Origin of the sequence: Streptomyces sp. NPDC020731 (assembly GCF_044334705.1) — a bacterium.
Taxonomy (GTDB): Bacteria; Actinomycetota; Actinomycetes; order Streptomycetales; family Streptomycetaceae; genus Streptomyces.
Map to the genome: position 1 here is coordinate 66,363 of NZ_JBIRTN010000011.1, position 18,653 is coordinate 85,015.

Consider the following 18,653-nt stretch of genomic DNA (forward strand, 5'->3'; position numbering starts at 1 on the left):
GCCGGGGGCGGCCGGGCCGGGCGGGGACGACGGACCCGCGCCGGTTCAGCGGGGGTCCCGGCCGCCGGACGGTCCGAGGGGCGCCCCGGGTTCCGTCCCCTCGCGCTGGGCCAGACGGCTGTGGGTGCGGCTGTAGAGGAAGTAGACGACGAAGCCGATCGCCATCCAGATGCCGAAGCGGACCCAGGTCTCGGCGGGCAGGTTCAGCATCAGCCACAGGGACGCGGCGACCGACACGATCGGCAGGACGGGCACCCAGGGGGTGCGGAAGGAGCGGTGCAGGTCGGGCCGGGTCCTGCGGAGGATGACCACGCTGATCGCGACGATCACGAAGGCGAACAGGGTGCCGATGTTCACCAGCGCGGCGAGTTCGTTCAGCGGGGTGAAGCCCGCGAGGATCGCGATGACGACGCCGAGCAGGATGGTCGGCCGGTGCGGGGTCTTGAACCGGGGGTGGACCCGGGAGAAGAACCTCGGCAGCAGTCCGTCGCGGCTCATCGCGAAGAAGACGCGGGTCTGGCCGAGCAACAAAATCATGCAGACGGTCGTCAGGCCGACGGCGGCCCCGAAGCTGATGAAGCCCGCGAACCAGGGATGCCCGGTGGCCTTGAAGGCGTCCGCCAGCGGGGCGTCCACGGACAGCTCGCTGTAGTGCTGCATGCCGGTGACGACGAGCGACACCAGGACGTACAGCACGGTGCAGATGAGCAGGGAGCCGAGGATGCCGCGGGGCATGTCGCGCTGCGGGTTCTTGGTCTCCTCGGCGGCCGTGGCGACGATGTCGAAGCCGATGAAGGCGAAGAACACCACCGAGGCGGCGGTGAAGATGCCCATCACGCCGAAGTTGGCCGGGGCCCAGCCGAACATCAGCTGGATGAGCGGGGCGTCGAGGCTCTCGCCGGCGGGCACCGGCTTCGAGTCCGGGACGAACGGGTCGTAGTTGTCGGCGGTGATGAAGAAGGCACCCGCGATGATCACCACGAGGACCACGACCACCTTGATGGCGACGACGACCGAGGTGACGCGGGCGGACAGCTTCATGCCGAGGACGAGGATGCCGGTCAGCACCAGCACCAGGACGGCGGCGAGGATGTCGAACCCGAAGACGTCGGAGCCCTCGCGGCTGCCCAGCGCCGCGGGCATCTCCCAGCCCGCGTTGGCCATGAGCGACTGGATGTAACCCGACCAGCCGACGGCCACCACCGCCGTGCCGAGCGCGAACTCCAGGACCAGGTCCCAGCCGATGATCCAGGCCGGCAGCTCCCCCAGGGAGGCGTACGAGAAGGTGTACGCGGAGCCCGCCACCGGGACGGTGGAGGCGAACTCGGCGTAGCAGAGCGCGGCGAGCGCGCAGACGACACCGGCCACCGCGAAGGCCAGGGCCGTGGCGGGCCCGGCGTTGTCCTTGGCGACCGTACCTGTGAGGACGAAGATGCCGGTGCCGATGATGACACCGACGCCGAAGACGGTCAGATCCAGCGCGGACAGGGATTTCCTGAGCGCGTGCTCGGGCTCCTCGGTGTCGCGGATGGACTGCTCGACCTTCTTCGTCCGGAAGAGGGGGCTTGTCACGGGTACCTCCCACGCTTGTCGTCCTCGACATGATCGAGAGGGGGCGTAGCTCGTATGCCCCGGCGCGGGCGCTTTCACGCAGATGGGCCGCGCGCGCCACTCTTCACAGTGGCACGGGCGGCCCATCCGGGCGACGCGTGTGCGGCGGTCAGTCGCGGGCCGGCTCCACCGAGTCGACCGCGTCCGCGGCGGACCGCTCGGCGGGGGTCCCCCCGTTCGAGGGGAGCCGGGAGTGGGGGAGGCCGTCGAGCTTCGCCACCAGGCCGGTGACCTGGCGGGCGATGTCGGGGGCGGTCAGTCCGATCTCGGCCATGACCTCGGCGCGGGAGGCGTGGTCGAGGAAGCGCGGCGGGATGCCGAAGTCGCGCAGCGGTACGTCCACGCCGGCGTCGCGCAGGGCCTGGGCGATCGTGGAGCCGACGCCGCCGACGCGGGAGTTGTCCTCGACGGTGACGACCACGCGGTGCTTCTCGGCGAGCGGGGCCATGGCCTCGTCGACGGGCTTGACCCAGCGCGGGTCGACGACGGTGGCGGAGATGCCCTGCCGGTCGAGCAGGGCGGCGATCTCCAGGCACATCGGCGCGAGCGCGCCCACCGAGACCAGCAGGACGTCGGGGGCGTCGGTGCCGGGCTCACGCAGGACGTCCATGCCGCCGATCCGGCCCACGGCGGGTACGGCGGGGCCGACGGCGCCCTTGGAGAAGCGCACCACGGTGGGGGCGTCCTCGACGGCGACGGCCTCGCGGAGCTGGGCGCGCACCTGGTCGGCGTCGCGCGGGGCGGCGAGCCGCAGTCCGGGGACGACCTGGAGGATCGACATGTCCCACATGCCGTTGTGGGAGGCGCCGTCGGTGCCGGTGACACCGGCCCGGTCGAGCACGAACGTCACGCCGCACTTGTGCAGGGCCACGTCCATGAGCACCTGGTCGAAGGCGCGGTTGAGGAAGGTGGCGTACACGGCGAAGACGGGGTGCACCCCGGCGTGCGCGAGGCCGGCCGCGGAGACGGCGCCGTGCTGCTCGGCGATGCCGACGTCGTAGACCCGCTCGGGGAAGCGCTTGGCGAACTTGTCGAGGCCGACCGGCTGGAGCATGGCCGCGGTGATGGCGACGACGTCCTCGCGCTCCTCGCCGAGCTTGACCATCTCCTCTCCGAAGACGGACGTCCAGTCGGCTCCGGAGCTGGCGATCGGCAGGCCCGTGTCGGGGTGGATCTTGCCGACGGCGTGGAAGCGGTCGGCCTCGTCCGCCAGGGCGGGCTGGTAGCCGCGGCCCTTCTCGGTGAGGCAGTGCACGATCACCGGACCGCCGAACCGCTTGGCGCGGGCCAGGGCGGACTCCAGGGCCTCGATGTCGTGGCCGTCGATGGGTCCGACGTACTTCAGGCCGAGGTCCTCGAACATGCCCTGCGGGGCGATGAAGTCCTTCAGGCCCTTCTTCGCGCCGTGCAGCGTGTCGAAGAGGGGTTTGCCGACGACCGGGGTCCGCTCCAGGAGGTCCTTGGTGCGGGTCAGGAAGCGCTCGTAGCCGTCGGTGGTGCGCAGGGTCGCCAGGTGGTTGGCGAGGCCGCCGATGGTGGGCGAGTAGGAGCGCTCGTTGTCGTTGACGACGATGACGAGCGGGCGGTCCTTGGCGTCGGCGATGTTGTTCAGCGCCTCCCAGGCCATGCCGCCGGTCAGCGCGCCGTCCCCGATGACCGCGACGACGTGGCTGTCGCGCTTCTTGATCTGGTTGGCCTTGGCGATGCCGTCGGCCCAGCCGAGGACGGTGGAGGCGTGGCTGTTCTCGATGACGTCGTGCTCGGACTCCCCCTGCGAGGGGTAGCCGGACAGGCCGCCCTTCATCTTCAGCCTGGAGAAGTCCTGCCGGCCGGTCAGCAGCTTGTGGACGTAGGACTGGTGGCCGGTGTCCCAGAGCACCTTGTCCTTGGGCGACTCGAAGACCCGGTGCAGGGCGAGGGTGAGCTCCACCACACCGAGGTTGGGGCCGAGGTGGCCGCCGGTCTTGGAGACCGCGTCGACGAGGAAGGTCCGGATCTCCCCGGCCAGCTGGTCGAGCTCCTCCAGGCTGAGCCGGTCCAGATCGCGCGGTCCCCTGATGCGGGTCAGCAGCGGCACCCGTGCCTCCTTGCGAGTAGAGCTGATCGAGCTGTTGCCGGGCGGGTCGAGTCTAATGTTCCGCTCCGCCTGACGGACTCCGGGCCGTGCGTCGTACATCACCCGATCAGCGGTACCCCGGATGCGTCCGTCCTACGACACGGCTGTGCCCGGTGCCTGTAGAGGCACCGGGCACAGCCACACCCCCCAGGGGCGCGGGGCTGTATCGACATGCGGCTCCGCCGCGTGTGCGCGGCCGGCCACAGCCGGCCCGCACGGGACGTACTACGCGCGCCCTGCGGTCTTCTGCGTCTTCCGGGTGACCGCGTCGATGACGACGGTCGCCAGAAGGACACCACCGGTGATCATGTACTGCACCGGCGAAGCGATGCCCTCGAGCGCCAGCCCGTACGTGATCGAGATGATCACCATCACACCGAGCAGCGCGTCCCACGTGCGGCCACGTCCGCCGAAGAGCGACGTGCCGCCGATCACGGCCGCGGCGATGACGTTCATCAGGAACTCACCGGTGCCCGCGCCCTGGTTGGCGGAGGCGATCTTCGAGGCGACGAACAGGCCGCCGATCGCGGCGAACGTACCGGCGATCGCGAAGACCGAGATCCGGACCATCTCGACGTTGATACCGGCACGGCGGGACGCCTCGACGCTGCCGCCGAGCGCGAAGACCTTGCGGCCGTACGCGGTGCGGCGCAGCACGAAGTCCGTGAGCACCAGGAACGCGAGGAAGATCACCACGGCCAGCGGCAGGCCCTTGTACTGGTTGAAGACGATCGCGGCGGCGAACGCCAGGATCGCGAGCAGTACGGTCCGCACGATGATCTCGTTCAGCGGGCGGGACGGCACACCGGCGGCCTCGCGGCGACGGTTGTCGAAGAACGCGGCGAGGAAGTAGCCCGCGGTCACGACGATCGCCAGGCCGTAGGCGGCAGCCACATCCGAGAAGTAGTAGCTGGTCAGCTTGACGACCAGACCCTCGGAGTCGAGGTTGATGGTGCCGTTGTCGCCGAGGATCTGCAGCATGAAGCCCTGCCAGAACAGCAGTCCGGCCAGTGTCACGGCGAAGGCCGGGACTCCGATGCGGGCGAAGATGAAGCCGTGGATCGCGCCGGCCGCCGTGCCGCTGAGGATCGCCAGCACCAGGGCCAGCACCTCGTTCATCCCGTGCGTGACGTTCATGACCGCGAAGGCGGCGCCCGCGACACCGCTGACCGAGCCGACCGACAGGTCGATCTCGCCGAGCAGCAGGACGAAGACGATACCGACCGCGATCATGCCCGTGCCGACCATGGCGACGGACATGTCGGAGAAGTTGCCGGCGGTGAGGAAGTTGGAGTTCAGGCTGGTGAAGATGGCCCAGATGATCAGCAGGCCGACCACGACGGGGATGGAGCCGAGGTCACCGGCCTTCATCTTCCGCTTGAACTCGTTGAGGTAACCCGCGAAGCCCTGTTCGCGCACCAGCAGCCGGGGGTCGACCACGGTGACGGCCGCGGGGGCCGCCTCGGGGTTCTCCACGGCGTGGTCCTCGGTGGGGGTGGAGGTCTTTTCGGTGCTCACTTCGTGATCTCCCCATTGGTGCGCGCCGCACGACGGGTCACGGCGTTGTCCGTGGCGCCCGTGATGGCGGAGATGATCTCTTCCTGCGAGGTCGACTTGACCTCGAAGACGCCGTTGTTGCGCCCGAGGCGCAGGACGGCGACCTTGTCCGCCACGGCCTTCACATCGGCCATGTTGTGGCTGATGAGGATGACGGCGTGACCGCGCTCGCGCAGCCGCTCGACCAGGTCGAGGACCTGCGCGGTCTGCTCGACGCCGAGGGCGGCGGTGGGCTCGTCGAGGATCACCAGCTTGGGCTCGCCGAGCATGGACCGGGCGATGGCCACGACCTGGCGCTGACCGCCGGAGAGCGAGGCGATCGGGATCCGGACGCTGGGGATGCGGATCGAGAGGGTGTCGAGGAGCTCGCGGGAGCGGCGCTCCATCTCCACCTCGTCCAGGACTCCGCGCCTGCGGACCTCCCGGCCCAGGTAGAGGTTGCCGACGACATCGATGTTGTCGCACAGCGCGAGGTCCTGGTAGACCGTCGCGATGCCCAGGTTCTGGGCGTCGTGCGGCTTGCTGATCTGGACGGGCCTGCCGTCCCACTCGATGGATCCCTCATCGATGGGATGCACGCCGGCGATCGTCTTGACCAGCGTGGACTTTCCGGCGCCGTTGTCGCCCACCAGGGCGACCACCTCACCGGCGTGGACCTCAAGCTCTACGTCGGTGAGCGCCTGGACGGCACCGAAACGCTTGGAGACCCCGCGCAACGCCAGCACGGGCGTAGCGGACACGTGAACCATCTCCTTCGCCGCCTGACCCGGCGGGAGGTTGTGCAGAAGTTTCTGGGGGGGTGTTCCGTCCGGCGCCCCGCGTAGCTTGCGGGGCTGATGTGTGCGGGGCGCCGGCGGAGCGTGTGGCAGTCGGTCCCGTGCGGGGAGTCCGGGTCACGGACTCCCTCGTGTGTCACGGGACTCGGGGACTGCTTACTTGAGGCCGATCTTGTCGCAGGCGGCCTTGTACTTGTCCGTGCAGATCTCCTGGACGGTGTAGATGCCGTCCTTGATCACGGTGTCGTTGATGTTTTCCTGGGTCAGCGAGACGACCGGGACGAGAACGGAGGGGACGGCCTTGGTGGTGGGGCTGTCGACCTTGTCCTTGGCGAGGGAGTCCAGCGGCTTGCCCTGGGCGAGCAGGACGGCCAGCTCCGCGGCGACGTTCGCCTCCTGCGGGAACGGCTTGTAGACGCTCATGAACTGCTCACCGGTGACGATGCGCTGCACACCCGCGAGCTCGGCGTCCTGGCCGGTGACCGGGATGTCGTCGATGCCGGCGGCCTTCAGGGCGGTGATGATGCCGCCCGCCATGCCGTCGTTGGCGGAGTAGACGCCGACGATCTTGTCCTTGCCGAGGGCGGAGATGGCGCCCTCCATGTTGGCGTTGGCGTTCTCCGGCTTCCACTCCTTGGTGTCGTACTCGCGGCCGACCTTCACCTTGCCGTCGAGGACGGAGTGCGCGCCTTCCTTGAAGAGGGCGGCGTTCGGGTCGGTGGAGGAGCCGTTCATCATGACGATCTGGCCGTCCTTGGCCTTGTCGCCCAGCGCCTCCAGCAGGGCCTCGCCCTGGGTCTTGCCGACGGTCACGTTGTCGAACGAGGTGTAGGCGTCGATCGGGCCCTCGGCGAGGCGGTCGAAGGCGACGATCGGGATGCCGGCGTCCTTGGCCTTCTTCACCGAGCCGGCGATGGCCTTGGCGTCCACCGCGTCCACGATGAGGACGTCCACCTTATTGGTGATCATCGTGTCGACCTGCTGGTTCTGCAGGCTGGCGTCCTGCTTGGCGTTGGCGTAGACGACCTCGCCCTTGTTGTTCGTGAGCTCCTTGACCTTCTTCTCGATCAAGGGCTTGTCGAACTTCTCGTACCGCGCGGTCTGGTTCTCCGGCAGGAGCAGGCCGACCTTGATGTCATCACCCTTGGCGGCGGAGTCGCCGGAGTCCTTCTTGTCGCCCGACTCGGCGGCGCTGCCACAAGCGGCGAGCGAGACGGCCATCGCACCGGCGGCGACGGCAAAGGCAGCACGACGCATACGTGTGTTCACTTCTACAAACCTCCCTGACGAGGCCGCGTCGTTGCGGCCGAGGTGGCTGGAAGTCAACTCGGCCACACGTGCGACGTCAAGAAGTAAATCCTTAACGAGATGGCAACGGTGCCATCCGTTCTCTAAGTGAAGGCAGGGGTCGCCGCAGTGAGCGACCCGGTCGCGGTGCCGTCCAAAAGGGTTGAATCACCCATCTCGCTCAGCGCGAGGGCGAGCGCTCCGAGCACCTCGGCGCGGCCTCCAAGCGCCCCGGGGAGAACGGACAGTTGACGTGCCGCACTGGGGATCGCATAGCGGCCGACGGACTCCCGGATCGGCCCGAGCACCAGCTCACCGGCCTCGGCGAGATCACCGCCGAGGACCACCCGGCTCGGGTTCAGCAGGTTGCAGAGATTCGCGACTCCACTGCCGATGTGGCGGCCGACGTCGGCGATCACCCGACGGCAGCCAGGGTCCCCGTCCCGCGCCAGCCGCACGACGCCCTCCATCGTGAGGTCGGTGCCGTGACTGGGCTGGAGCAGCGGGAGCACGTAACGTGCGGCCGTGAAGGTCTCCAGGCAGCCGCGGTTGCCGCAGCGACAGACGGGACCGGATTCATCGAGTGTAATGTGCCCGATTTCGCCCGCGGTGCCGCCGGGCCCTCGATAGATCTTCCCGTCGATCACCAGGCCGGCGCCGACACCGCTGGCGACCTTGATGTAAGCAAGATCACGCACGCCCCGGCCGCTGCCCCAGACCATCTCGCCGAGGGCACCGAGGTTGGCGTCGTTGTCCACGTGCACCGGCACGCCGAGCCGCCCCCGCAGCTCCTCGGCGGGCCTGGTGCCGGTCCAGCCGGGCAGGATCGCGGTCGAGCCCAGGGTCCCGGACTCCACGTCGATCGGCCCCGGTACGCCGAGGCCCACCCCGGCGACCTTGGACGGGTCCACTCCGGTCGCCTCGATCAGCCGCTTGACCAGCTGTTCCGCCCGGTCGAGGCCCTGTGTCGAGGAGGCGTCCACGTCCAGCGGCTCGGACTCCTCGGCCAGCACCTGATGGGCGAGGTTCCCGACCGCGACCCGCAGATGGGTGTGCCCGAAGTCGACCCCGATGACGATGCCGGCGTCCCCGCTCAGCGAGACGCTGCGCGCCCGGCGCCCGCCCGCCGAGGTGGGCGTGACCTCGACCGTTCCGCCGTCCTTCAGTTCCCGGACGATGTTGGAGACCGTGGCCGCGGACAGGCCGGTCGACCTCGCGATCTCGGCCTGGGTGAGGGAACCCGCAAGACGTACTGCTCGGACCACCCGCTCCAGGTTGGCTCGGTGCAGCGACGACTGCGACCCCGGAGTCTCCACGACGACCTCCTGCGCGCGGGGGCCGCTTCGGTGAGGCCCCTCTCTGTCCAACTAGTGAACTCTAAGATGAGCCGTTCGGGTTGCCTCCCGTCAAGAGGTTGAACCGTTTCCGGGTGCATGGACACAGCGACACGCGCCGCTCCCAGGGACGGGAGCGGCGCGTGCACGAGGTGTTCCGGTGCGTCACTTCAAAGTGGCGGAGGTGAGGCCTGCCTGCACCTGGCGCTGGAAGGACAGGTAGACCACCAGCATGGGCACCATGGCGATCGTCACGCCCGCGAAGAGCACGGGGAGATCCGAGGCGTAGCCCTGCTGCTGCTGGAGCTGGATCAGCCCCTGGGTCAGCACATAGCGTTCCGGATCGTCACCGCTCTGCGGCTGCATCAGCACCGTCGGCAGGATGTACTGGTTCCACTGGCCCAGCGTGTTGAAGATGCCGACGCTCAGCAGACCGGGCTTGGCCATCGGCAGCATCACCTGGAAGAAGGTCCGGGTGTGCGAGGCGCCGTCGAGGATCGCCGCCTCGAAGACCGCCGTGGGCAGGGTCCGGAAGAAGGCGTGCATGAAGAACACCGTGAACGGCAGCGAGTAGGCCACGTACACCAGGGCCAGGCCGTGGTAGGTGTTCAGCATGTCCAGCCGTTTGACCATGAAGAACAGCGGCACCAGGGCCAGGAAGACGGGGAACATCGCGCCGGCGACGAAGAAGTAGTACAGCAGGCGGTTGCCCCGGAACTCGTAGCGGGCCAGCACATAGGCCGCCATGGAGCCGAACAGCATCGTCAGCGGCACCGAGATCACCAGCACGATGACCGTACTGGTGAAGTAGTCGCCGATGCCCTTGTCCCAGGCTCGGGAGAAGACGCCCAGATCCCAGTTCTGCGGCCAGCCGAAGGCCGAGCCGCCGATCTGCGCGTCGGTCCTGAAGGAGCTGAGCACCAGCCACAGCAGCGGCAGCACGATCAGCACCGCCCACAGGGCGAGGAAGCCGTGCGAGAAGGCGTTCAGCACGACGCCTTCGCCGCGTCGGTCGCCCGGGCGGACGGTGTCCTTGCCCACCGGCGGCGGGGGCGGGGTGGGGCCCCCGGTGGGGGCGGTTTCCTTGAGGGGTGCGCTCATCGTCGTTACTCCGCCTCAGAACTCGATGCGCTCGCGACGGGTGGCGCGCAGCATGACCACGGACACGATCAGGGTGAGGAGCAGCATGACCACGCCCATGGCGCAGGCGTAGCCGCTCCGGCCGTACAGCAGGAAGTTCCGCATCATCACGGTCGACATGACCTCGCTGTGGTGGTCGGGGCCGCCGCCGTAGTCTCCGGCGGTCATGGTGGAGACCAGGATGAACATGTCCATCGCCGCGATGCCGAGATAGACCCAGGCGGTCTGCACGGAGTCCCACAGCAGCGGCAGGGTGATGCGGAAGAAGGACTGGGTGCGGCTCGCTCCGTCGATGAGCGCGGCCTCGTAGATGTCCCTCGGAATGGACTGCATGGCGGCGGAGAACAGCACCAGGTAGAAGCCGACGCCGTGCCAGACGACCACCGCGATGAGTGCCCACAGCACGAAATCGGGCTCGTTGAGCCATTCCACGGGATTGCTCTTGTCGACCGGTCCCAGTTTGATCAGGAGGCCGTTGAGCATGCCGCCGCCGTCGCTGCGGTAGACCGCTCCGAAGAGCACGGCCAGGATGGCCAGCGACAGCACCTGCGGGAAGAAGTAGACGACCCGGTAGTACTTCGATCCGGCGACTCCGGAGACGCCTCCGGCACGCCCGCGTCCGCCCGCGTTCAGCATGAAGGCGAAGAACAGGGCGAGCAGAATGGTGACCACCGGGATGAACACCAGGAACAGGATGTTGTGCCAGATGGCCCCCATGAAGATGTCGTCCTCGAGCAACTTGGCGTAGTTGTCCAGGCCGACGAAACTGAAGGTCTGCGACTGGCCCTTCCAGTCGGTCAGTGAATAACCGAACGTCTGGATGTACGGCCAGATGACGAAGATCAGATAGAGCGCCACGGGAAAGAAGAGGAATCCCGCGACGAACCGGTGCTGCCCTTTGCGCATGGCGTTCCTGCCCCTGGGTGTGGCCGTTCCGGGCCGGGAGGATCCCGGCCCGGAATGCGGTCGGTCGAGCGAGATCAGTTGCGGCGGTTCTTCTTCGAGGCCGGGTCCTCGGCCTGCTTGTCGACCGCGGCCTGGGCCCGCTTGAGCCACTCCTTGGGCTGAATGCGCTTGGCCATCAGTTCGTTGGAGGCGTTCTCGATGGCGGTGTTCATCTCGCTGTACCACTCGGTGTACAGGAAGCGGAAGGTGTTGTCACCGGCCGCCCGGGAGGCCTCGACGGTGGACTGGGTGCCCGGACGCAGCTGGACGTTCGGGTCGACGCCGTCCTTGAGGATGGTCAGCGAGTTGGCCTCCTTGGCGAACAGCGTCGACCACTCCTTGGAGAGCATCATCCGCATGAACTCCTTGGCCGCGGGGAGGTTGTTGGCCTTGGACGGGATGATGAAGGGCTCACCGGAGCCGGCCCGGATCGCCTCGAAGGGCAGCGCGCTGTCCGGCAGCAGCGGCATCGGCAGGAACTTCATGTCGAAGTCCTCCGGTGTCGTCTTGAGCTGCTCGTTCTCGATCCAGGAGCCGCTGGTGATGAAGGCGGCCTTGTACTGGTTCCAGCGGGTCTGCGACTCGGTGTGGGTGAGGCCGTTCGTACCGGGCATCAGATAGCCCTTCTCGGCGACCTCGTAGACGGCCTCGACGGCCTCCGTGGCGGCGTCGGAGCCGACGAACGCCTTGGGGTCGAGGTTGTCGATCGCCTTCATGGCGTCCAGGCCGCCCTTCTTGGCGATCAGGTCCATGATGGCGACGTTGATGTAGTACGGGTACTTGCCCTGGTGGGCGAGGCCGCCGATGTTCTGGGACTTGGCGTCCTTGCAGATGGCGAGGAAGTCGTCCCAGGTCTTGGGCGCCTCCCAGCCCTTCTCCTGGAAGAGTTTGCCGGAGTACCACAGGCCCCACACCGTGTAGATGTAGTTGAGGGCGACGACCTTGCCCTCCTGCATTCCGGCGTCGAGCGTGCCGGGGATGAGGGTGTCGCGGACCTTCTTGTCCGGGTCGTCGGCCGAGGGGGCGTCCAGCACTTCGGCGAGGTCGAGGAGTTGGCCGTTCTTGGCGAGCACGTCGATCGGAATCTGCTGGGCGCCGGAGTCGTCGACGATGTCCGGCGGGTTGCCGGCGTTGAAGCGGGGCTGGAGCTTGCCCGTGATCTCCTGGGTGCCGGTGTGGACGGAGGTGACGTCCCACTTCTTCTTGAAGGCGGCCTCCCATGCCTTGGCATAGGCGTCGCCGTAGCCGCCCTTGAAGATGACGACGTCGAGTTTGCTGCCTTCCTTGACACCGAACGGGTTGGACTCGGACGTCTTGCCCTCGTTCTCGCCGGAATCGTCACTTCCGCCCCCGCTGGCACATGCGGACAGGAAGCTCATCGTCGGTACGGAAATCAGGCCGAGCGCGGCGGACCGCTTGATCAGTGCGCGGCGCCCCACGCCGGACGTGCTGTTGTCACCGGTGCCGTCGTTCTCGACGGAACCGGTGCCGTCGTTCTCGGCGGAAGTGGATCCCATGCTCAAGTCCTCGCCTTCTCCAGGACTCAGGCGGTGAACCGGATCCTCCCCGGCACCGCGTTCGGGTCAAGCTGGGTCGTGCAGGAAGTGCGGCCGTACAGGGTCGGGTGCGGTGAAGACGCCCCGGAGTGCCGACAGGTATAGTCCACTTCACGCCGACGGAGCAAGATCGAATGCAAGGTTCACCTCCGGTCTTTTCCGAGTTGAGACCTCGCGGAAATATCGGCCTCCGGCGCGTTCCCCGACGGAAAAATCATTGCCGTTGGACTGGAATGCCACATTCAACACCCTTGACACCACCGGCCTCTTGGCGCACTACTAGACCTTGCGCATCCGACTGACAACGTTGTCCGGCGCAGGGAGGGTACTCAGGCATGCACAGCAGGGTTCGGCACAGATGGGGGACGGCGGTCGTCGCGGCGACCGCCTTCGCTTTGGCCGCGGGTTCACAGGGTGTCGCGGTGGCGCTGCCCCAGGCGCCGCCGAAGGCGGACCGTGGGTTCGCGTCGTCGTTCGAGTCCGGGGAGCCCGCCCCGGACTGGCTGAACACCGTCGACACCGCACCGGGTGGCGGCAAGCGCGCCTCGGGTGTGGACGGCGGTTACAGCTCCGGCATTCCGGGCAATGTCACCGACCATGTCACGGACGTCCGCGCCAGCGCGGAGAACACCGGCGGCGGGGAGGTGAAGGAGAACCTCGTCGACGGCGAGCCGAGCAGCAAGTGGCTGGCCTTCGAGTCCACCGCCTGGGTGGAGTTCGACCTGGACGCGCCCGTCGAGGCGGTCCGATACGCCCTCACGTCCGCCAACGACGCCGACGAGCGGGACCCGAAGGACTGGACCCTGAAGGGTTCCACCGACGGCGAGGACTGGAAGACCCTCGACACCCGGTCGGGCGAGACGTTCGCGGAGCGGTTCCAGACCAAGATCTACGACATCGACGCCTCCGCCGTCGCCGAGTACCGGCACTTCCGGCTGGAGATCACCAAGAACGGCAGCGGCGGCCTGGTGCAGCTCGCCGACGTCCAGTTCTCCACCGGCGACGCCGAGGCGCCCATTCCGCAGGACATGCTCTCGCTGGTCGACCGCGGCCCCACCGGCTCGCCGACGGCCAAGGCGGGCGCCGGGTTCACCGGCAAGCGCGCCCTGCGCTACGCCGGCCGGCACACCGGCGACGGGCGGGCGTACTCGTACAACAAGGTGTTCGACGTCAACACGAGGGTCGACCGGAACACCGAACTGTCGTACCGCATCTTCCCCTCGATGGCGGACGGTGACCTCGACTACGACTCCACCAACGTCTCCGTCGACCTCGCCTTCACCGACGGCACGTATCTGAGCGACCTGCGCGCCACCGACCAGCACGGGTTCCCGCTGACCCCGCAGGGGCAGGGCGCGTCGAAGATCCTCTACGTCAACCAGTGGAACAACGTGGCCTCCCGGATCGGTTCGGTGGCCGCCGGGAAGACCGTCGACCGCATCCTGGTGGCGTACGACTCCCCCGAGGGCCAGACCAGGTTCCGCGGCTGGCTGGACGACGTGGCGCTGAAGCCGGTGAAGCCGGAGCGGCCGAAGGCCCATCTCTCCGACTACGCGGTGACGACCCGCGGCACCAACTCCAGCGGCGGCTTCTCGCGCGGCAACAACTTCCCCGCGACGGCGGTACCGCACGGGTTCAACTTCTGGACCCCGGTCACCAACGCCGGTTCGCTGAGCTGGCTGTACGACTACGCGCGCGGCAACAACGCGGACAACCTGCCGACGATCCAGGCGTTCAGCGCGAGCCACGAGCCGAGCCCCTGGATGGGAGACCGGCAGACCTTCCAGGTGATGCCGTCGGCCGCCTCCGGCACCCCGGACACCGGCCGTGAGGAGCGCGAGCTGGCGTTCCGGCACGAGAACGAGACCGCGCGGCCGTACTCCTACGGGGTGCGGTTCGAGAACGGCCTGAAGGCCGAGCTGGCGCCGACCGACCACGCGGCGGCGATGCGCTTCACCTTCCCCGGCGACGACGCGAGCGTGCTGTTCGACAACGTCACCGACCAGGCCGGCCTGACCCTCGACAAGGAGAACGGCACCTTCACCGGCTACTCGGACGTCAAGTCCGGGCTGTCCACGGGCGCCACCCGGCTGTTCGTCTACGGCGAGTTCGACAAGAAGGTCACCGCGGGCGACGCCAGTGGCGTCAAGGGCTACCTGCGCTTCGACGCCGGCAAGGACCGCACGGTCACGCTGCGCCTGGCCACCTCGCTGATCAGCGTCGAGCAGGCGAAGGACAACCTGCGCCAGGAGCTGCCGAGCCGCACCTCCTTCGACAAGGTCAAGCGCGACGCCCAGCGCCAGTGGGACCGCGTCCTCGGCAAGGTCGAGGTCGAGGGTGCCACGCCGGACCAGCTGACCACGCTGTACTCCAGCCTCTACCGGCTGTACCTGTACCCGAACGCGGGCCACGAGAAGGTCGACGGGAAGTACCGGTACGCCTCCCCGTTCTCGAAGATGGAGGCGGCCGACACCCCGACGCACACCGGCGCGAAGATCGTCGACGGCAAGGTGTACGTCAACAACGGCTTCTGGGACACCTACCGGACCACCTGGCCGGCGTACTCCTTCCTGACCCCGTCCAAGGCCGGTGAGCTGGTCGACGGGTTCGTGCAGCACTACAAGGACGGCGGCTGGACCTCGCGCTGGTCCTCCCCCGGCTACGCCGACCTGATGACCGGCACCTCCTCGGACGTCGCGTTCGCCGACGCGTACGTCAAGGGCGTCGACTTCGACGCGGAGGCCGCGTACGACGCGGCGGTGAAGAACGCCACCGTCGTGCCGCCGTCGTCCGGTGTGGGCCGCAAGGGCATGGCGACCTCGCCGTTCCTCGGCTACACCGGCACCGACACCCACGAGGGCCTGTCGTGGGCGCTGGAGGGCTACCTCAACGACTACGGCATAGCGAAGATGGGCGAGGCCCTCCACAAGAAGACCGGCGAGAAGCGCTACAAGGAGGAGTCGGCGTACTTCCTCAACCGCGCCCAGGACTACGTCAACATGTTCGACTCCGAGGCCGGCTTCTTCCAGGGCAAGAGCGCCAAGGGCGACTGGCGCGTGGAGTCCTCGAAGTACGACCCGCGGGTGTGGGGCCACGACTACACCGAGACCAACGGCTGGGGCTACGCCTTCACCGCCCCGCAGGACAGCCGCGGTCTGGCCAACCTGTACGGCGGCCGGGACGGCCTCGGTGACAAGCTCGACGAGTACCTGTCGACGCCCGAGACGGCCTCCCCGGAGTTCAAGGGATCCTACGGCGGTGTCATCCACGAGATGACCGAGGCGCGGGACGTCCGGATGGGCATGTACGGCCACTCCAACCAGGTCGCCCACCACGCCCTGTACATGTACGACGCGGCCGGGCAGCCCTGGAAGACGCAGAAGAACGTGCGCGAGGTGCTGTCCCGCCTCTACACCGGCAGCGAGATCGGCCAGGGCTACCACGGCGACGAGGACAACGGCGAGCAGTCGGCCTGGTACCTCTTCTCCTCGCTCGGCTTCTACCCGCTGGTGATGGGCAGTGGCGAGTACGCCATCGGCTCCCCGCTGTTCAAGAAGGTCACCGTGCACCTGGAGAACGGCCGCGAGCTGGTCGTCAGGGCGCCGAAGAACAGCGCGAAGAACATCTACGTGCAGGGCCTGAAGGTCAACGGCAAGCGCTGGAACTCCACTTCGCTGCCGCACTCGGTGATCTCCAAGGGCGGTGTCCTGGAGTTCGACATGGGCTCGCGTCCGTCGTCGTGGGGCACGGGCGAGAACGCGGCACCCGTGTCGATCACGAAGGACGACGAGGTGCCGACGCCCCGCAAGGACGCGCTGAAGGGCGGGGGCGCCCTGTTCGACGACACGTCGGCGACCGGCGCCACGGTCTCCACCGTGGAGCTGCCCGTCACCGGGGACACCGAGGCGGTGCAGTACACGCTGACCTCCTCGGACCATGCCAAGGCGCCCACGGGCTGGGTGCTGCAGGGCTCGGCCGACGGGACGACGTGGACCGACCTCGACCGGCGGACGGACGAGTCCTTCCGCTGGGACCGCCAGACCCGCGCCTTCTCGGTCGACCGGCCGAAGGCCTACGGCCACTACCGGCTGGTACTGACCGGTGAGGCGACGCTGGCGGAGGTGGAACTGCTGAGCTGAGCTGAGCCGACCTCCGCTCACATGGCGGGTCCGGACCTTGTCCGGGCCCGCCTTTCCCATGGATTTCCCCAGGCCAACAGGTACCTCTCAGGTCACTGGTGCACCAGAATGAGGGCCGCCCCCGGTGCTTTCCGGGCGGCGTGTCCCGGGCAGGGGGAGAGCACGGACATGACGTACTCGGGGGACTTCGACGCGGCCTGGCTGCCGTCGGCCGCGTTCCGGGCGGTCGGGAGCCGGCGTTCGCTGATACGCGCCGGCGACGCCGGGCCTCTGGTGGAGACGGTGTACGGCGAACTGGCCGGCGCCTGCGAGCGGTTCGGCGGGCGGGTCGTGCGGGACGGTGGCGGGGACGCCGAGTTGGTTCTCGAGCCGGCCGACGACGATCTCGGCGACGAGGGTTTCGCGCTGATGCGCCGGGACGGCACCACGACCGTCACCGCCTCCGGGGGACGCGGACTGCTGTACGGCCTGTTCCACGTCGTACGGCTCGGGGAGGACGCCTTCCGCGGTGAGCGGGCCCGCGAGGAGCACCGTCCGGCGTTCGCCTCGCGCATGCTGGACCACTGGGACAACGTGGCCGTGCACCCGGTCATGGGCCAGATCGAGCGCGGCTACGCGGGCGGTTCGCTGTTCTGGGCCGACGGGCGGGCGCGCGGGGACTTCGACCGGGTGCGAGCGTACGGCAGGCTGCTCGCCGCGTGCGGGATCAACGCCGTCGCCGTCAACAACGTCAATGTGCACGCGACCGAGGCGCGGCTGCTCACCGACCGGATCGGCGAAGTGGCCGCGATCGCGGACGTGCTGCGTCCGTACGGCATCCGCACGCACCTGTCGGTCACCTTCGCCGCGCCGATGGTGCTGGGTGGGCTGTCCACCGCCGACCCGCTGGACGAGGCGGTGCGCGGCTGGTGGGCGGAGGCGACCCGTCGGGTGTACGAGGAGATCGGCGACTTCGGCGGGTACGTCGTCAAGGCCGACTCGGAGGGGCAGCCCGGCCCGTTCGCCTACGGCCGCTCGCACGCCGACGGCGCCAACATGCTGGCCGCCGCGCTGGAGCCGTACGGCGGCACGGTGCACTGGCGGGCCTTCGTCTACGACCACCACCAGGACTGGCGGGACCGGAGCACCGACCGGGCGCGGGCCGCGTACGACCATTTCACCCCGCTGGACGGGGAGTTCGCGCCCAACGCGGTGCTCCAGGTCAAGCACGGGCCGATGGACTTCCAGGTGCGCGAGCCGGTCTCCCCGCTGATCGGCGCCATGCCGGACACCCGGCTCGCGGTGGAGCTGCAGGTCACGCAGGAGTACACCGGACAGCAGCGGCACGCGTGCTGGCTGGGTCCGATGTGGAGCGGGGCGCTGCGGTTCCGTCCGGACGGGGAGGCGGGCGCCGGACGGCTGGCGGACGGACTCGTGGCGGTGTCGAACGCCGGCGACGACCCGTTCTGGACCGGTCATCCGCTCGCACAGGCCAACCTCTACACCTTCGGGCGGCTGGCCTGGGACCCGGCGGCGGATCCGCGGGCCGTCCTCGGCGAGTGGATCGCGTTGACCCATCCGGGGGCGGAGGAGCGGCTGGTCGACGGGGTGCACGCCGTACTCGACGGCTCCTGGTCGACGTACGAGAAGTACACCGCGCCGCTCGGCGTCGGCTTCATGGTGCAGCCGGGGCACCACTACGGGCCGAGTGTGGACGGCTACGAGTACAGCCCGTGGGGCACCTACCACTTCGCCGACCGGGACGGCATCGGCGTGGACCGCAGCACGGCCACCGGCACCGGGTACGCCGGCCAGTACGCCAAGCCGTGGGCCGAGGTGTACGAGTCCCCGGAGACCTGTCCCGACGAACTGCTGCTGTTCTTCCACCATGTGCCGTACGACCATGTGCTGCACAGCGGGAAGACCGTGATCCAGCACATCTACGACACACACTTCGAGGGCGTCGAGGAGGCCGAGGAGGCCCGCCGGGTGTGGGCGGGCCTCGCGGACCTGGTGGACCCGGCGCGTCACGCGCGGGTGTCGGAGCGGTTCGAGGAGCAGCTGCGCGGCGCCCGCGAGTGGCGCGACCAGGTCAACAGCTACTTCCTGCGCAAGTCCGGGGTGCCGGACGAGCGGGGACGGACCATTCACTGAAGGCGCAGGACCGCCACACCGAGCGGGTCGGGGGTGAACGGCTCGTCCCACCCGGTGTG

The 18,653-nt window shown here is 68.6% G+C and carries 11 protein-coding genes; 2 read left to right on the plus strand and 9 right to left on the minus strand.

The genetic code is table 11. The features are described from left to right. Positions 1-45 precede the first annotated feature (45 nt). The 9 genes from ACH4VX_RS18640 to ngcE all read right to left on the minus strand — a co-directional run bounded on the left by ACH4VX_RS18640 (position 46) and on the right by ngcE (position 12,283). Complete coding sequence (locus tag ACH4VX_RS18640) at positions 46-1,572, minus strand: amino acid permease (RefSeq protein ID WP_398368487.1); 1,527 nt, start codon at positions 1,570-1,572, stop codon at positions 46-48. 148 nt (positions 1,573-1,720) lie between these two features. Beyond that, positions 1,721-3,688: a 1-deoxy-D-xylulose-5-phosphate synthase gene (gene dxs, locus ACH4VX_RS18645; protein ID WP_398368641.1), complete on the minus strand. Its 1,968-nt coding sequence runs from the start codon at positions 3,686-3,688 to the stop codon at positions 1,721-1,723. Positions 3,689-3,952: 264 nt separating this feature from the next. Then, positions 3,953-5,245, minus strand: a complete 1,293-nt coding sequence (locus ACH4VX_RS18650; RefSeq protein WP_398368488.1) for a sugar ABC transporter permease — start codon at positions 5,243-5,245, stop codon at positions 3,953-3,955. Further along, positions 5,242-6,033: an ATP-binding cassette domain-containing protein gene (locus ACH4VX_RS18655; RefSeq protein WP_398368489.1), complete on the minus strand. Its 792-nt coding sequence runs from the start codon at positions 6,031-6,033 to the stop codon at positions 5,242-5,244. The genes ACH4VX_RS18650 and ACH4VX_RS18655 overlap by 4 nt, the downstream gene beginning before the upstream one ends. 183 nt (positions 6,034-6,216) lie before the next feature. After that, positions 6,217-7,317, minus strand: a complete 1,101-nt coding sequence (locus ACH4VX_RS18660) for a substrate-binding domain-containing protein (protein ID WP_398368490.1) — start codon at positions 7,315-7,317, stop codon at positions 6,217-6,219. Positions 7,318-7,451: 134 nt separating this feature from the next. After that, complete coding sequence (locus ACH4VX_RS18665; RefSeq protein ID WP_398368491.1) at positions 7,452-8,663, minus strand: ROK family protein; 1,212 nt, start codon at positions 8,661-8,663, stop codon at positions 7,452-7,454. A gap of 183 nt (positions 8,664-8,846) precedes the next feature. Then, on the minus strand, positions 8,847-9,782 hold the full coding sequence (locus ACH4VX_RS18670) for a carbohydrate ABC transporter permease (RefSeq protein ID WP_398368492.1): 936 nt from the start codon (positions 9,780-9,782) through the stop codon (positions 8,847-8,849). A 15-nt stretch (positions 9,783-9,797) separates the two neighbouring features. Beyond that, entirely contained in the window at positions 9,798-10,727 is a 930-nt protein-coding gene (locus ACH4VX_RS18675) for a carbohydrate ABC transporter permease (protein WP_398368493.1), read from the minus strand. 74 nt (positions 10,728-10,801) lie between these two features. Then, positions 10,802-12,283 carry an N-acetylglucosamine/diacetylchitobiose ABC transporter substrate-binding protein gene (gene ngcE / locus ACH4VX_RS18680; protein WP_398368494.1) on the minus strand — a complete coding sequence of 494 codons (1,482 nt, stop codon included), beginning with the start codon at positions 12,281-12,283 and terminating at the stop codon, positions 10,802-10,804. Positions 12,284-12,657: 374 nt separating this feature from the next. Between ngcE and ACH4VX_RS18685 the strand changes: the two genes are divergently transcribed. Beyond that, complete coding sequence (locus ACH4VX_RS18685; RefSeq protein WP_398368495.1) at positions 12,658-16,461, plus strand: GH92 family glycosyl hydrolase; 3,804 nt, start codon at positions 12,658-12,660, stop codon at positions 16,459-16,461. A gap of 168 nt (positions 16,462-16,629) precedes the next feature. Further along, positions 16,630-18,594 (plus strand): alpha-glucuronidase, encoded by a 1,965-nt coding sequence (locus ACH4VX_RS18690; protein WP_398368496.1) that lies wholly within the window; start codon positions 16,630-16,632, stop codon positions 18,592-18,594. The last annotated feature ends 59 nt before the right edge of the window (positions 18,595-18,653 follow it).

Excerpts from the sequence above, each read along its gene's own strand:
- ACH4VX_RS18685 (WP_398368495.1), top strand. The coding sequence starts at position 12,658 with ATGCACAGCAGGGTTCGGCACAGATGGGGGACGGCGGTCGTCGCGGCG.
- ACH4VX_RS18670 (WP_398368492.1), bottom strand. The coding sequence starts at position 9,782 with ATGAGCGCACCCCTCAAGGAAACCGCCCCCACCGGGGGCCCCACCCCG.
- ACH4VX_RS18660 (WP_398368490.1), bottom strand. The coding sequence starts at position 7,317 with ATGCGTCGTGCTGCCTTTGCCGTCGCCGCCGGTGCGATGGCCGTCTCG.
- ACH4VX_RS18675 (WP_398368493.1), bottom strand. The coding sequence starts at position 10,727 with ATGCGCAAAGGGCAGCACCGGTTCGTCGCGGGATTCCTCTTCTTTCCC.
- ngcE (WP_398368494.1), bottom strand. The coding sequence starts at position 12,283 with ATGGGATCCACTTCCGCCGAGAACGACGGCACCGGTTCCGTCGAGAAC.
- ACH4VX_RS18655 (WP_398368489.1), bottom strand. The coding sequence starts at position 6,033 with ATGGTTCACGTGTCCGCTACGCCCGTGCTGGCGTTGCGCGGGGTCTCC.
- ACH4VX_RS18690 (WP_398368496.1), top strand. The coding sequence starts at position 16,630 with ATGACGTACTCGGGGGACTTCGACGCGGCCTGGCTGCCGTCGGCCGCG.